Source organism: Solwaraspora sp. WMMD792, from assembly GCF_029626105.1.
Lineage (GTDB): Bacteria > Actinomycetota > Actinomycetes > Mycobacteriales > Micromonosporaceae > Micromonospora_E.
Genome location: NZ_JARUBH010000009.1, coordinates 3,036,468 through 3,051,141, shown reverse-complemented (window position 1 = coordinate 3,051,141; position 14,674 = coordinate 3,036,468). Strand labels below are relative to the sequence as shown.

Genomic DNA, 14,674 nt, shown 5'->3' with positions numbered 1-14,674 from the left:
GCCGCAACGGTGGGTGACAGGCCGGGCAGTGGGCGACGGTCGACACGGTGACGGGGCCCGGCCGGCGGGTGACGGACACCCGCCGGCCGGGCCCCGTCACCGTGCGCCGCTGGCCAGTACGAAGATGACGGCGATCCAGACGGCGGCCAGGGTGAACCCCAGCGGTGCGACGTAACGGTTCATCGAGGGTGGACTCCGGCGACGGGCCGGCCACCTGTGGATCAGGGTGACCGGCGGGCGGGCTGACGGGGCGACACGGGCAGATCGCGCGGGCGCACCGGGAGCCGCGCCGACCTCAGCGCGCTCGACCGGTGGCCCGGCGACGACTAGGAGGATCGCTATCTCGCACAGCGATCACCTCCACAGGTCGTCCGGCCGTTGAACCGGGCAAGAGCGTACACCCGGGCCGGCGGGTCGGCACAATCCGCAGCAACGTGATCAGCCCGACGGCGAGAACCGGCAGGTAGACGGCCCGGTCGAGAAGCCACCCGGGATGCTCCGGTGCGGTGTGCACCCCGGCGACGGCGGTCCCGCCGGCGAGCCACAGCGCGGCGACCGTCAGCCCGACCAGTACCGGCTGGTGCCACAGGTAGACGCCGAGCGCGTGCCGGTTCACCGCCGCGACCACCGACCACCACCGGGCGGTGGTGTCGATCCGCCCTCGCCACCACCGGATCGCCAGCCCGGCCGCACCGACCTGCGCGGCCACCAACGCCAGCGTCGCCAGCGACGGCGGGTTCAGGTTCGACCGGACCTGCCCCGGTACGCCGACCGCGCTGGCGGGGTACCCGCCGACGATGGTCAGCACGGCCAGCACCGCCACGCCGCCGACCAGCAGGCCAACCGCGCAGCGTGCCGGCGGTGGACCGTACTCGGCCATCAGCAGCCCGGCGAGGAACGGCATCAGCCAGGCGGCGAAGACGGCGAGCACCGGCGGCAGATGACCGACATCGGCGGCGGTGACCACGGTGAGCGCCGCCGTCACCAGCGGCGTCACGATCACCAGCGCCCGTTCCGGGCCCTGCCGAACGCCGCGCAGCAGCGGGCCGCTGACCGCCCGCAGGACCAGCAGCACCACGAGGAACCACAACGGACTGACGGTGAGCGTCGCGACGGTCACCAGGCTGCCGGTCGGCGCGCCGGCGAGGTAGCCGACGACCAGCGCCAGCGCCAGGCCCCCGGCCAGCCCGGTCAGCGGTCCACGAAGCGCTCGGAGTTCGCCGGGCGTCTGCCGCCCACCGGGCGTCCGGAGTTCACCGGGACGGGACCCGGTCGACCGGCCCGACCGACCGCTGCGCGCGGCGGCGAACCCGGCGGCGAAGAACAGCAGGCCGAGGGTCTGCGCCAGCCAGCTCAGCGGCCTCAGCCAGGGCAGGTCGGTCAGCGGGCTGGCGGCCTGCAGCACCCCGTCGTCGGTCAGTACCACGGCGGTCACCCACCAGTGGCCGGCGACGACGCCGACGATGGCGAACGCCCGGATCAGGTCGACGACCGGGTCCCGCTGGGACGTCGCCGCCGCCTCTGTATGCACCCCGTTCACCGCGTCACCGCCATCGCCTGCGGGACGGAACCGGCCGGGTCGGCGGCGACCAGGTCAGCCGGGTCGCCCGCGACGAGTTCGGCGAGCGCGGCCAGGGTGCCGCTGCCTGCCCGCAGATAGCCGTCGTGTCCGTCGACACCGTCGGTGGGCAGCGGCCGGGCGCCGAACGACGGCGTCGACGGTGCCGTCCCGTGGCCGAACCCGGCCAGCCGTACCGCCGGCACCCGCCGGATCCAGTCGTCGGCGGCGGTGGCCTGCCAGACCCGGGCCGAGGTGCCCAGACCGTCGACGTGCGACGCGCCCATCCCGGGCGCGCCGAGCGCGACCAGGTCGGTGACGCAGCCGTCGAGCCGCGCCGCGGCCAGCCCAGTCACGAGCGCGCCGTAGCTGTGCCCGATCACCACGACGGAGGCGGCCGGTCGCCGCCGGCACAGGCCGGCGACGAACCCGACCAGGGCGGCCGCGCCGTCCTCGGCCCGGTCCCAACGCAGCGCCGCCGGCCCGAACCCCTCCGGCGGGTCGTAGCCGAGCCAGGCGACGACGGCGGTACGCGGTTCGCGGCGCTGCGCCGCCCCGTACAGCACCCGGGCCTGCACCGCCGGGGCGCGGTGGGTGACCCCGTCGAGGCCACGGTCGAAGGTGGCCAGGGTGTTGTCCGTTCCGGGCACCAGCACTGCGATCCGACGGGCGGTCGACAGGTCGCCGACCACTTCGACGGCGGTGCCGTCGCCGCTGGTGTCGAAGGCCAGGAACCGCCGGCCGGTGGTGTCCGGCCACGGTCCGCCGGGCCCGGTCGGCGCGGTGCCCAGGGTGACGCCGCACAACGTCGCGAGGGCGATCAGTCGGATACGCATACCGGTGAGCCTGCGACGCCGGTGTACCCACCCGCGTCGGGCCACAGAGCCAGCTTCGGCGTCGTACCCGTGGGCTATTCGCCGGCGGTGACCAGACCGGACTCGTAGGCGACGACGACCGCCTGTGCCCGATCGCGGACGCCGAGTTTACTGAGGATCCGTCCGACGTGGGTCTTGACCGTCTGCTCGGCCACGACCAGGTCGGCGGCGATCTCGCTGTTGGACCGGCCGCGGGCGATCAACCGCAGCACCTCGGTCTCCCGGTCGGTGAGCGAGGCCAGCGACACCGGTCGGGGACGGTGCTGCCCCGGGCGGGTGGCGAACTCGGCGATCAGTCGGCGGGTGACCGACGGGGACAGCAGCCCGTCGCCTGCGGCCACCACCCGTACGGCGTTGACCAGGTCGGCCGCGGGTGCGTCCTTGAGCAGAAACCCGCTGGCCCCGGCCCGTAGTGCTTCATAGACGTAGTCGTCGAGGTCGAACGTGGTCAGGATGAGCACCCGGGGCGGTTCGTCACGGGACCGCCCGTCGAGCAGTTGCCGGGTGGCGGCGATTCCGTCCAGCACCGGCATCCGTACGTCCATCAGCACCACGTCGGGGTCGAGCCGGCGGGCCGCGCTGACCGCGTCGGCACCGTTGGCGGCGTCACCGACCACCACAAGATCCGGTTGGGCGCCGAGCAGGGCACCGAAACCCTGCCGGACCATCGCCTGGTCGTCGGCGATCAGCACTTTGATCATGTCATCCTTCGGTCGTCGTCGGGCACGCTACCCGGTCGGGCGGTACGGCAACCAGGCGGTGACCACGAAGCCGGACCGGTCGTCCGGACCGGCGGTGAAGGTGCCGCCCAGCAGCTCGGCCCGTTCCCGCATCCCGACCAGCCCGTGCCCCCCGGTGGAGCGGTCGCGATCGGCGGCCAGCCGGCCCGGCCCGTTGCTGACCCGTACCACCAGGCGCGCGACCGTGGTCTGCAGCTCGACCTGGACCTTCGCCCCGGGTGCATGCCGGCCGGCGTTGGTCAACGCCTCCTGCACGATCCGGTAGGCCGCCAACCCGACCGGTTCGGCCACGGCGTGTGTGGCCAGGCGCGGGTCCGCCCGCAGGTCGACGTCGAGCCCGGCCCGGCGGGCGGAGTCGACCATCTCGGCGACGTCGGCCAGGCCGGGCTGCGGGCTGCGCTGGGCCCGTTCCGTCTCGCTGCGCAGCACGCCGAGCAGCCGGCGCATGTCGGCGAGCGCGGCACGGGCGGCACCGGCGATCGCGGTGAACTCGTCGTGGGTCGGCGCGGTCATCCCGGACAGCCGGTACGGCGCGGTCTCCGCCTGCACGGCGATCATCGACATGTGATGCGCGACGACATCGTGCATTTCCCGGGCGATCCGGGCCCGTTCCTCCAGCACCGCCCGGCGCTGCTGCTCCTGCTGGGTGACGACGGTCTGGCTGGCCAGCGCGTGCTGGCTGGCCCGACGTCGGCGTACCTGGTCAGCGACGGCGATGACCAGCGCGATCAGTCCGACCAGCACGTACATGACGTCCGAGCCGGTGAACACGAGTACGGGCAACGCGGTTACCGCCCCGGCCGTCGCCGAGACCCGTAGCTCGGCCCGCAGGGCGAGGGTGGCCAGCACGGACAGCAGGGCGAGGAGCTGGAACGGACTCCACGGGACCCCGTACGGATAGAGGACCATGCCGGGGAACAGCAGCAGGAACGAGATCTGCCAGGCCCGCAACGGCCGGAGGTAGGCAAGCGCCGCCGGTGCGACGCTGACGAAGCCGAGGACCGGCCCGAGCGGTCCCGGCAGGTGGCTGATCTCGTGCAGGTCGTACGCCGCCACCGCGCTGAGGAGCAGGAACAGGGCGAACGCCAGCCACCGTCCGATGGTCCGCCGCCGGTCGGGTGGGGCGGTGGCGGGCCGCGGCGGATAGTCCGGCCCGGAGATCAGCTGACGCCACGTCTGCCGGACCTGCTCGATCACACTGCTGCTCACCGCTGCCACCACCGCGAGGCTACGACCGGACCGACCTGGTGTCATGACACCGGGGAGCTAGCACCCCCGGGTTACTGCTTACCCGGCGGTAGCACCTAGTCTCCAAAGCCGGATCATCAATGACGAGGGGGGAACGTGGCCCGCACCGTACTGGTCACCGGCGGTAACCGGGGCATCGGCCTGGCGATCGCGCAGGCGTTCGCGAAGCAGGGCGACCGGGTCGCGGTCACCTACCGGTCCGGCTTCGACGAGCAGGCCGGCCTGTTCGGCGTACGCTGTGACGTCACCGACGCCGACTCGGTCGACCAGGCCTTCAGCGCGGTCGAAGCCGAGCTCGGACCGGTCGAGGTGCTGGTCGCCAACGCCGGCGTCACCGACGACACGCTCCTGCTGCGAATGTCCGAGGAGCAGTTCACCTCGGTGCTGGACACCAACCTGACCGGTGCGTACCGCTGCGCCAAGCGCGCTTCGACGAAGATGCTGCGGGCCCGCTGGGGCCGGCTGATCTTCATCTCGTCGGTGGTCGGCCTGCTCGGCTCGCCCGGTCAGGTCAACTACGCGGCGAGCAAGGCCGGCCTGGTCGGCATGGCCCGGTCGATCACTCGCGAACTCGGCGGACGCAACATCACCGCCAACGTCGTCGCCCCCGGCTACGTGGAGACCGACATGACGGCGGCGCTGCCCGAGGAGCGCAAGGCCGAGTACCGCAAGTCGATCCCGGCCGGCCGGTTCGCCACCGCCGACGAGGTGGCCGCCGCGGTGACGTGGCTTGCCGGCGACTCCGCCGGTTACATCTGCGGGGCGGTCATTCCCGTCGACGGCGGCCTCGGCATGGGGCACTGACCTCGCGCCGTACCGACCTGCGAAGCCGTACCGACCGCGATACCGCACCGACCCGACCTGGCTACCGAACACCGAACGGAGAAACCTGTGTCCGCACTGCTGGCCGGTAAGCGGCTGCTCGTCACCGGCGTCATCACCGACCAGTCGATCGCCTTCTCGGTGGCGAAGCTCGCTCAGGAGAACGGCGCCACCGTGGTGCTCACCGGGTTCGGCCGGATGTCGCTGGTGGAGCGGATCGCCAAGCGGCTGCCGGCCGAGGCGCCGGTGATCGAGCTCGACGTGACCAACCCGGAGCACCTGGCCGGGTTGGCCGACAAGGTCGGCGGTCACGTCGACGGCCTCGACGGGGTGGTGCACTCGATCGGGTTCGCCCCGCAGAGCTGCCTCGGTGGCGGGTTCCTCGACGCGCCCTGGGACGACGTGGCCACCGCGCTGCACATCTCCACCTTCTCGTACAAGTCACTGGCGATGGCGGCGCTGCCGCTGATGCGTCCCGGCGGCGCGGTCGTCGGGCTGACCTTCGACGCCACCCTGGCCTGGCCGGTCTACGACTGGATGGGCGTCGCCAAGGCCGGTCTGGAGTCCGCGTCCCGCTACCTGGCGCTGCACCTGGGACCGAAGGGCATCCGCAGCAACCTGGTCTCCGCCGGCCCGCTGCGCACCATGGCGGCCAAGTCGATCCCCGGCTTCGAGGCCTTCGAGCAGGCCTGGACCGAGCGGGCGCCGCTGGGCTGGCAGCTGACCGACCAGGAGCCGGCGGCGCGGGCCTGCCTGGCGCTGCTGTCGGACTGGTTCCCGGCGACCACCGGCGAGATCGTGCACGTCGACGGCGGCTTCCACGCCATCGGCGCCTGATCTTCGGGATGCGCCGCCGCCCGGCCCCGCCCGACCAGGAACAATAGGGCCCATGGCGTACGACGCACTGGTTCTGCTGTCGTTCGGCGGCCCGGAAGGTTCGCAGGACGTGCTGCCCTTCCTGCGCAACGTGACCCGAGGGCGCAACGTGCCGCCGGAGCGGCTGGCCGAGGTCGCCGAGCACTACCAGCACTTCGGCGGCGTGTCGCCGATCAACCAGCAGTGCCGGGAGCTGCTGGCCGCGATCCGCGCCGACTTCGCCGCCCACGGGATCGACCTGCCGGTGTACTGGGGCAACCGCAACTGGCATCCGATGCTGGCCGACACGGTGGCCCGGATGCGCGACGACGGGGTCCGCCGCGCCCTCGCCTTCGCCACCAGCGCCTACGGCGGCTACTCGTCGTGCCGGCAGTACCAGGAGGACATCGCCGCGGCGCGGGCGGCGGTCGGTTCGGACGCCCCGGTGATCGACAAGCTACGGCAGTTCCACGACCATCCCGGGTTCGTCGGCCCGCACGTCGAAGCGGTCCGGGCCGCGCTGGGCACCGTCGACCCGGCGCTGCGTCGGCGTACCCGGCTGGTGTTCACCGCCCACTCGGTCCCGACCAGCGCGGCTGCCGCCGCCGGCCCGGAGGGCGGGCGCTACCAGGCCCAACTGGCCGAGACCGCCCGGTTGGTCGCCGCCGACGCCGCCCCGGACCTGCCGTACGACCTGGTCTGGCAGAGCCGGTCCGGCCCGCCGCAGGTGCCCTGGCTGGAGCCGGACGTCAACGACCACCTGCGCGAACTCGCCGGTCAGGGGGTCGCCGCGGTGGTGGTCAGCCCGATCGGCTTCGTCTCCGACCACCTGGAGGTGGTCTGGGACCTGGACACCGAGGCGGCGGCGACCGCCAAGGAGCTCGGTCTGGCGTACGCCCGGGCGGCCAGCCCCGGCACCCACCCGGCCTTCGTGTCGATGGTCCGGGATCTGGTGTCGGAGCGGCTGCGCCCGGACGGCGCGGTCACCCGGGCGCGGCTCGGTACGCTGCCGGTCTGGGACACCTGCCCGGTGAACTGCTGCATTGCCTCTTCCACCCCCCGGAGATCCTCGTGACCGACCGTAAGCCCGTCGAGAGTTGGCTGACCGACATGGACGGTGTGCTGGTGCACGAGGGCCAACCGGTCCCCGGTGCGCCGGAGTTCATCAACCGGCTGCGCGCCTCCGGCAAACCGTTCCTGGTGCTGACCAACAACTCCATCTACACCCCCCGCGACCTGCAGGCCCGGCTCACCCGGATGGGGTTCGACGTGCCGGAGCAGGCGATCTGGACGGCGGCGCTGGCCACCGCGCAGTTTCTCGCCGACCAGCGGCCGGGGGGCACCGCGTACGTCATCGGTGAGGCCGGGCTGACCACGGCGATGCACGCGGTCGGCTACATCCTGTCCGACTACGCGCCGGACTACGTGGTGCTGGGGGAGACCCGCACCTACAGCTTCGAGGCGATCACCAAGGCGGTCCGGCTGATCAACGGCGGGGCCCGGTTCATCTGCACCAACCCGGACCCGACCGGGCCGTCGACCGAGGGTGCGCTGCCGGCGGCCGGTTCGGTCGCGGCGATGATCTCGAAGGCGACCGGGGTGGAGCCGTACTTCGTCGGCAAGCCGAACCCGATGATGATGCGGTCGGCGTTGAACACGATCGACGCGCACTCGGAGAGCACCGCGATGATCGGCGACCGGATGGACACCGACGTGCTGTGCGGGCTGGAGGCAGGACTGCAGACGATCCTGGTGCTCACCGGGATCAGCAGCCGCACCGACATCGACCGCTACCCGTACCGGCCGTCGCGGATCGTCCCGTCGGTGGCCGACCTGATCGACGAGATCTGACGCCACCGCCCCGTCCGACCGCGATCGGCAGTCAGGGTCGCAGCGGGGCGTTGCAGGCGGCGACCAGCGCCCGGCGGCAGGCGGTGGTCAGCGGTCGCAGCGCGGCGTCGCGCTGCTGGGCCTCGTAGCCGTTGACGGCACCGCCGGGAGCGACGTGCTCGGCGAGCGCCAGGACCTGGTCCAGCACGCTGGCCCGGGCGAACAGCCGGCGGGCCCGCGGATCGAATCCGGGCGGCAGGTCCATCCCGCCGTCCGGGCGGCGCAGCGCGGCCAGCGCCCCGGCCAGCTCCGGCCGCCAGTGGGCGACGTCCAGTCGGGTCAGCGCCGTGGTCGTCTCGGCCAGCGCGGTGGACAACTCGGCCTCGGCCTCGGCAGCGCTCGGCCCGGCGTGCCCGGCGGCGGGCAGCTCCTGCGGCAGCGGGTAGATCCGCCACAGCACCGTCTCGAAGGTGACCCCGGACCCGGACGTGTGCGAGCGTACTTCGGGGATGACGCCCAGCCCGCGCGCCACCACCGCTTCGCCGGCCAGCAGCGCCGCGCCGGTGAACTCGCCCGGACCGGGCAGGCCACGCGGGTCGCCGGGCGCCGGCAACGCCAGCCGGATCTCGTCCGGCGGCAGCTTCGCGAAGCAGGACAGTGCGTCGCGCAACGGCAGGTCGGTCCAGGCACCGGGTGCGTCGGCGACCAGATGCTCCTCGTCGCCGGCTATCTCGTCGGCTATCTCGTCGTACGGCACCAGGCCGGCGCGCCACGCGCGCACCCAGGCCACGAACCGGCTGGAGCGGCGCGTCGCGAGGGTCGCCGCGCCTGCTGCGGGGGACATGCACGCTAGGGTACGTGCCGCGCTGCCGGTTGTCTCGACACCGGGCGGCAGGTCACCGTCGGGGGTGTCCGGTCGGCGCGTCGGCGGGCCATCGCCGGCCGGTGCGGTTAGCCTGCCGGACGTGGGCGGTGACCGGCGGTACGGCGACGACGTGTTGGCGGGCAACTGGCGCCGCCGCCGGGTGGTGCCGGAGGTCGACGCCGAGCCCGACCTCGTGGTGGAGGACGCCGACTCCGGGTTCTGCGGCGCGGTCGTCGGCTTCGAGTCCGGCGCGGTGACGCTGGAGGACCGGCACGGCCGCCGACGACATTTCCCACTGGTCCCGGCCGGTTTCCTGCTCGACGGCCAGCCGGTGACGCTGCGCCGGCCGCCCCGCGAGCCGACGGCGCCCCGGCAGCGGCAGCGCACCGCGTCCGGGTCGGTCGCGGTCGGCCACCGGCCGGCCCGGGTCGCCCAGGCCAGCCGGATCTGGGTGGAGGGGGTGCACGACGCCGCGCTCATCGAGCGGATCTGGGGCGACGACCTGCGGGTCGAGGGCGTCGTCGTCGAACCGTTGGACGGCATCGACGGCCTCGCCGCAGCGGTGGCCGGGTTCGCGCCCGGCCCGCAGCGCCGGCTCGGCGTGCTGGTCGACCACCTGGTCCCCGGGTCCAAGGAGAGCCGGGTCGTCGCCACGGTCACCTCGCCGTACGTGCTGGTCACCGGGCATCCGTACGTGGACGTGTGGCAGGCGGTCAGACCGGACCGGATCGGGTTGCGGCAGTGGCCCCGGATCCCGCCCGGACAGCCGTGGAAGGAAGGCGTCTGCGCGGCGGTCGGCGTATCCGATCCGGCACAGCTGTGGCGCCGCATCTTGTCCAGTGTGCACAGTTATCAGGACGTGGAGACGCCGCTGATCAACGCGATGGAGCGGCTGATCGACTTCGTCACCGTACCGCCGCAGTGAGCCGGCGTGCGGTGACAGCGAGCCGACCGTGCCGCCGCAGTGGTGTGCCGGCGGCCGGTCAGCCGAGGTCGTCCGGGTCGCGGGTGAGGACGAAGGTGGCCAGGTCCAGCGCCGTCGGGATGCCGGTCGGTCCACGCCGTACGGTGAGGATCTCGCCCTGCTGGGCGCCGCTGCGGCCCTGCCAGCGGTCCGTACCCGCCGCGACGAACCGCGACGTCACCGGCTGCACCGGCCCGAGCAGGGTGAGGACCAGTTCGGCGGCGTCGGCGTCCCAGGAGACCTGCATCTCCCGTCCCATCCACCACCACCGGCCGCAGATGGCGTCGATCTCCGGCGGCGGCAGGGTGCCCGGCCGCCACGGTCGTGGCGCGACCGGTTCCCGGTCGAGCACCTCGACCAGCACCCGCAGCCCCAGCTCACGGATGCTGCCCCGGGTGAAGCCGTAGGAGTTGGCAAAGGCGACGACCGCGCTGCCGGTGTCGCGGTGCACGGCGAGCAGCGCGACGTAGCCGGGCATCGAGCCGCCGTGGCCGGCGAAGACCCGCTCGCCGACCCGGTACAGCTCGGGGCCGAGCCCGTGGCCGCCGGTCCACCGTTGCGGGTCGTTGATCGCCACCGGCAGGCACATCTCCGCCATCGTGTCGGGGTCCAGTACCGCCGGGTCCGGGTCGGCGAGGAACGCCGCCCACCGGCTCAGGTCGGTGACGGTGGACCAGAGTTGGCCGGCGGGGGCCATCGCGCCGGTGTCGGTACGCGGCTCCTCGCGCAGCGTGCCGTGCCACGGGTGCACCACGTAGCCGGCGGCGTACGGGTCGGTGGGGTGGTAGGTGGTGCGGGTCATGCCGAGCGGGCCGAGGAGGTCGGTGGCGACCAGTTCGGCCCACGGCGTGCCGGTGATCCGGTGCAGGGCGGCGCCGAGCAGCCCGTACGCCAGGTTCGAGTAGTGGTACGTGCGGTGTGGCGGGAAGGCCACCTTGTCCGGCCCGAGCCCGGCCAGCAGGGTGGCGACGTCGGTGCCGGTGACGCGTTCCCACCAGCCGTCACTGTCCGGTTCGCGTTGCAGTCCGGCGGCGTGGCCGAGGAGCTGACGCAGGGTGATCCGCTCGAACGGGACGTCGGGCAAATGGTCGCGGAGCCGGTCGTCGAGGTCGAGCCGGCCGGCGTCGCGCAGCCGCAGCACCAGGGTGGCGGTGAAGGTCTTGGTGATCGAGCCGATCCGGTACTGCAGGTCGGGGTGGGGCGGCGGGTGGTCACCGGCGGACGCGACGTGCACCAGCCGCCGGTCCCGGAGCACGCCGAGGACGACGGAGGGCGCCCGACCGTACGACTGGGTCTCGGCGACCGCGGTGTCGATCATGCTGATGGTGTCGGGGGACAGGGGTGCGGACACGCGTACCTGCTCCTTGCTCGTTGACTCAGATGCGACTGGTGCGTGACTCAGGGTGGAAGGGTCGGGCACGGCGCGCCGATAAGTGCCCGATTTGTCGGTTCCCGGGTCGCCGGTGGTGCGCGGACATGTCACGATCGGTGTGTGGAACCCGTCCTGTGGATCGTATTGGGCGTCGTACTCGCGGTCGCGGAATTATTCACCGCGACGCTGTTCCTCGTCATGTTCGCCGCCGGCGCGTTCGCCGCGGCGATCGCCGCCGCCCTCGGTGCCCCGGTCGCCGCCCAGGCCCTGGTCTTCGCCGCCGTCTCGGCGCTGACCGTGGTCGCCGTCCGGCCGGTCATTCAGCGGCACCGGCAGTCCGCGCTCAGCGGTGGCGAGGAACCGTTCGGCGTGCAGGCGATCGAGGGCGCGTCGGCGTTGGTGCTGGAGCGGGTGGACGCCGACGGCGGCCAGGTCAAGATCGACGGCGAGTTGTGGAGCGCCCGCTCGTACGACGGCACCCAGGTCTTCGCCCCCGGCGAACGGGTACAGGTGATCCAGGTCAAGGGCGTCACCGCGCTCGTCTGGCGGGACGACGTCACCGGCGGCGGACCGGCATGAACACCCCGGGCCGGCATCAACATCCCGAGCCGAGAAGGTGAACGACGATGGACTTAGTGATCGCGGTGCTGGTCGGGGCGGTCGCCCTGATCACGGTGATAACCCTGATCCGGGCGGTGCGGATCGTTCCGCAGCAGCGGATGGACCTGGTCGAACGGCTCGGCCGGTACCAGCGCACCATGACTCCCGGTCTCAACTTGCTCGTCCCGTTCGTCGACACCGTACGGGCCAAGGTCGACATGCGGGAACAGGTGGTCAGCTTCCCGCCCCAACCGGTGATCACCTCGGACAACCTGGTGGTGTCGATCGACACCGTCCTGTACTTCAAGGTCGTCGACCCCCGGGCCGCCACCTACGAGATCGCCAACTTCCTGCAGGCGATCGAGCAGCTCACCGTCACCACGCTGCGTAACGTCATCGGCTCGCTCGACCTGGAGCGGGCGCTGACCAGCCGTGAGGAGATCAACCAGCACCTGTCCGGTGTGCTGGACGAGACCACCGGCCGGTGGGGCATCAAGGTGACCCGGGTGGAGATCAAGGCGATCGAGCCGCCGCCGAGCATCCGCGACTCGATGGAGAAGCAGATGCGCGCCGAGCGGGACCGCCGCGCCGCGATCCTCACCGCCGAGGGGCACAAGCAGTCGCAGATCCTCGGTGCCGAGGGCGAGAAGCAGGCCGCGGTGCTGCGCGCCGACGGTGACCGGCAGGCCCGGATCCTGCAGGCCGAAGGCCAGGCGAAGGCGATCCGGACCGTATTCGACGCCATCCACCAGGCCAATCCGAGCCAGAAGGTGCTCGCCTACCAGTACCTGCAGGCGCTGCCGCAGATCGCCAACGGCCAGTCCAACAAGATGTGGATCGTCCCGGCCGAGCTGACCAAGGCCCTCGAAGGTCTGGGCGGGGCGCTCGGCGGGCTCAGCCAGATGGTCGGTGACGCGCCGTCGCAGGAGGTCGACTCCAGCGCCGTGGAGCGGGAGGCGGCCGAGGCGGCCGAGGCCGCCGCCGCCGAGGCGCAGCGGGTCAACGACGAGGTGCGGGCCGCCGAGCAGGTCACCAGCGGCGGTACGGCGACCGGCGGCGCCAAGGCCCGGCCGGCCGGGCTGCCCGCGCCCGAGCCGGTGCCCGCGTCCGAGCTGCTCGGCGAGCTGAGCGCCGAGCAGCAGCGCCCGCAGGCCGAACGCGGCTGACCCACAGCCGGGGCCCGGCCCGAGCCGATCGAGGCCGGGCCGGGCTGACCCGACCGGCTGAAATCCGAGGAACCCCCGCGTACCGCCGCCGTCGGCTGCCACGATCGGTCGGTCAGTGAGCACAGCCGACGGGGCCCGGTGCGGCCCCGCAGCGCGGGGGAGGCGACACCGTGACGCGCGCCGTCAGGAACACCCGGCCCCGGACCACCGCGTCCAACGCCGGCCGGTCCGGCCCGGTTCGGGTGGTCTCCCGCAGCGACGCCGGGGTCGCCGTGGTGGCCGCCGCCGCACCGGAGAACACCCCGGCCGGCCCGGCCACCAACGCCGCCTGGGCGTGGTCGATCCGTCGGTTCAGCCGGGTCGCCATCTGGACGTTGCCGGCATACGCGATCGCGTTCGGGATCGGCAGCCTGAGCGGACTGCGCGGCGGCGGCCCGGCGCCCGACCTGGTCGACGGCCGGCCGGCGTACCTGGTCTCCTGGGTGATCGCCAGCTGGCTGGGGCTGGTCGCGCTGGTGGCGATCGCCGGGATCCACGCCGCCGCCCGCAGCCGGGGCACCGCCGTTTCCGCGCTGCTGGTCGGCCTGGCCGGTACGGCGTCGACGGTGCCGTTCGTCGGGCTGCCCGACGGCACCGCCGTCTACGGCACGTCGGCCCGGTCGATCGCCCTGGTCGGCGCCGCGCTGTACAGCCTCGGCTGGCTGCTCGCCGGTGCCGCGGTGCTGCGTTCGGAGCTGTTCAACCGGCTCGACGGCTGGCTGCTGATCGTCGCGTCCCCGCTGCTCGGGCTCGTCGGGCTGCTCTCCGGGCCGCTGCAGACCGTCGGCGCGGTCCTCACCCTGACCGCCGGGATCGGTCTGGCCTGGTCCGCCGGCCGGATGGTGCCCAGCGTCCAGGTGCCGGCGACCGCCCCGGCCCGCGCCTGACAGCCGGCCCTGCCAGTCCGCCGGCCGCACCCCGGCCAGCTCCCGCTAGGCCGGGTCGGCGCGGCACAGCTCCCAGAAGGCGACCGCCGCCGCCGTCGCCACGTTGAGCGAGTCGACACCGCGCCGCATCGGCACCGCCACCCGTACGTCGGCGGCCTGGACCGCCGCGGTGCTCAACCCCGGCCCTTCCGCGCCGAGCAGCAGCGCCGGCCGGGCCCGGGCCGCGGCGTCCAGCCGCTGGACCGGCACCGCGTCCGGTGCCGGGGTCATCGCGAGCAGCCGGAACCCGGCGGTACGGATGGTGGCCAGCGCCGCCGGCCAGGCCGCCGCCCGGGCGTACGGCACCGCGAACACCTCGCCCATGCTGACCCGCACCGACCGCCGGTACAGCGGATCCGCGCAGGTGGGGGAGAGGACCACGGCGTCCATGCCGAGCGCCGCCGCGCTGCGGAACAGCGCACCCAGGTTGGTGTGCGTGTTGATCCCTTCGCAGACGACCAGCCGGCGGGCCCGGTCGAGCACCTCGTTCAGGCTGGGCAGCGCCCGGCGGTGGAACGAGGCGAGCACCCCTCGGTGTACGTGGAATCCGGTGATCGACTCCAGCACCGCCGGGGTCGCCGCGTAGACCGTCGCCTCCGCCGGCAGGTCGGCGAGCTGGTCGACGCGCTTGGCGTCGACCAGCACCGACCGTAGCCGGTAGCCGGCCCGCAGGGCCCGCCCGATGACCAGCTCGCCCTCGGCGATGAACAGGCCGTTCGGCGGCTCCCACCGGGTCCGCAGCTCGACGTCGGTCAGCGCCCGGTAGTCGGCGATCCGCTCGTCGTCCGGGTCCATGATCTCCGTTGTTGGCACA

15 protein-coding genes are annotated in these 14,674 nt (G+C 73.2%); 8 read left to right on the top strand and 7 right to left on the bottom strand.

Annotated elements, in window-relative coordinates:
- Window positions 1–295: 295 nt before the first annotated feature.
- The 4 genes from O7629_RS14815 to O7629_RS14800 all read right to left on the bottom strand — a co-directional run bounded on the left by O7629_RS14815 (window position 296) and on the right by O7629_RS14800 (window position 4,382).
- Window positions 296–1,540 (bottom strand): acyltransferase, encoded by a 1,245-nt coding sequence (locus O7629_RS14815; protein ID WP_278169848.1) that lies wholly within the window; start codon window positions 1,538–1,540, stop codon window positions 296–298.
- On the bottom strand, window positions 1,537–2,394 hold the full coding sequence (locus O7629_RS14810) for an alpha/beta hydrolase (RefSeq protein WP_278169847.1): 858 nt from the start codon (window positions 2,392–2,394) through the stop codon (window positions 1,537–1,539). The genes O7629_RS14815 and O7629_RS14810 overlap by 4 nt, the downstream gene beginning before the upstream one ends.
- Window positions 2,395–2,468: 74 nt before the next feature.
- Window positions 2,469–3,134 carry a response regulator transcription factor gene (locus O7629_RS14805; RefSeq protein WP_278169846.1) on the bottom strand — a complete coding sequence of 222 codons (666 nt, stop codon included), beginning with the start codon at window positions 3,132–3,134 and terminating at the stop codon, window positions 2,469–2,471.
- 27 nt (window positions 3,135–3,161) lie between these two features.
- Entirely contained in the window at window positions 3,162–4,382 is a 1,221-nt protein-coding gene (locus tag O7629_RS14800; protein ID WP_278169845.1) for a histidine kinase, read from the bottom strand.
- A gap of 135 nt (window positions 4,383–4,517) precedes the next feature.
- Between O7629_RS14800 and O7629_RS14795 the strand changes: the two genes are divergently transcribed.
- The 4 genes from O7629_RS14795 to O7629_RS14780 all read left to right on the top strand — a co-directional run bounded on the left by O7629_RS14795 (window position 4,518) and on the right by O7629_RS14780 (window position 7,949).
- Window positions 4,518–5,225: a beta-ketoacyl-ACP reductase gene (locus O7629_RS14795; protein ID WP_278169844.1), complete on the top strand. Its 708-nt coding sequence runs from the start codon at window positions 4,518–4,520 to the stop codon at window positions 5,223–5,225.
- An 87-nt stretch (window positions 5,226–5,312) separates the two neighbouring features.
- On the top strand, window positions 5,313–6,080 hold the full coding sequence (gene fabI / locus O7629_RS14790) for an enoyl-ACP reductase FabI (protein ID WP_278169843.1): 768 nt from the start codon (window positions 5,313–5,315) through the stop codon (window positions 6,078–6,080).
- Window positions 6,081–6,132: 52 nt separating this feature from the next.
- Window positions 6,133–7,173 carry a ferrochelatase gene (locus O7629_RS14785; RefSeq protein ID WP_278169842.1) on the top strand — a complete coding sequence of 347 codons (1,041 nt, stop codon included), beginning with the start codon at window positions 6,133–6,135 and terminating at the stop codon, window positions 7,171–7,173.
- Entirely contained in the window at window positions 7,170–7,949 is a 780-nt protein-coding gene (locus tag O7629_RS14780) for an HAD-IIA family hydrolase (protein WP_278169841.1), read from the top strand. Before O7629_RS14785 ends, O7629_RS14780 begins: the two co-directional genes overlap by 4 nt.
- Window positions 7,950–7,980: 31 nt before the next feature.
- Here O7629_RS14780 and O7629_RS14775 read toward each other — a convergent pair whose 3' ends face one another.
- Window positions 7,981–8,772: a hypothetical protein gene (locus tag O7629_RS14775; RefSeq protein WP_123602363.1), complete on the bottom strand. Its 792-nt coding sequence runs from the start codon at window positions 8,770–8,772 to the stop codon at window positions 7,981–7,983.
- Between the two features lie 121 nt (window positions 8,773–8,893).
- On the opposite strand from O7629_RS14775, the gene O7629_RS14770 reads away from it, so the two are divergent.
- Window positions 8,894–9,718, top strand: a complete 825-nt coding sequence (locus O7629_RS14770) for a DUF3097 domain-containing protein (RefSeq protein WP_278169840.1) — start codon at window positions 8,894–8,896, stop codon at window positions 9,716–9,718.
- A gap of 58 nt (window positions 9,719–9,776) precedes the next feature.
- Here the strand turns inward: O7629_RS14770 and O7629_RS14765 are convergent, their stop codons facing one another.
- Complete coding sequence (locus O7629_RS14765; RefSeq protein WP_278174532.1) at window positions 9,777–11,075, bottom strand: serine hydrolase domain-containing protein; 1,299 nt, start codon at window positions 11,073–11,075, stop codon at window positions 9,777–9,779.
- A 174-nt stretch (window positions 11,076–11,249) separates the two neighbouring features.
- Here O7629_RS14765 and O7629_RS14760 point away from each other — a divergent pair, with 174 nt between their 5' ends.
- The 3 genes from O7629_RS14760 to O7629_RS14750 all read left to right on the top strand — a co-directional run bounded on the left by O7629_RS14760 (window position 11,250) and on the right by O7629_RS14750 (window position 13,821).
- Window positions 11,250–11,708, top strand: coding sequence for an NfeD family protein (locus tag O7629_RS14760; RefSeq protein WP_278169839.1), 459 nt, complete (start codon window positions 11,250–11,252; stop codon window positions 11,706–11,708).
- Between the two features lie 47 nt (window positions 11,709–11,755).
- Entirely contained in the window at window positions 11,756–12,895 is a 1,140-nt protein-coding gene (locus O7629_RS14755) for an SPFH domain-containing protein (protein WP_278169838.1), read from the top strand.
- Window positions 12,896–13,065: 170 nt separating this feature from the next.
- Window positions 13,066–13,821 carry a hypothetical protein gene (locus tag O7629_RS14750; RefSeq protein ID WP_278169837.1) on the top strand — a complete coding sequence of 252 codons (756 nt, stop codon included), beginning with the start codon at window positions 13,066–13,068 and terminating at the stop codon, window positions 13,819–13,821.
- Between the two features lie 45 nt (window positions 13,822–13,866).
- On the opposite strand, the gene O7629_RS14745 is transcribed toward O7629_RS14750, so the two are convergent.
- Entirely contained in the window at window positions 13,867–14,655 is a 789-nt protein-coding gene (locus O7629_RS14745) for an RNA methyltransferase (RefSeq protein WP_278174531.1), read from the bottom strand.
- Between the last annotated feature and the right edge of the window lie 19 nt (window positions 14,656–14,674).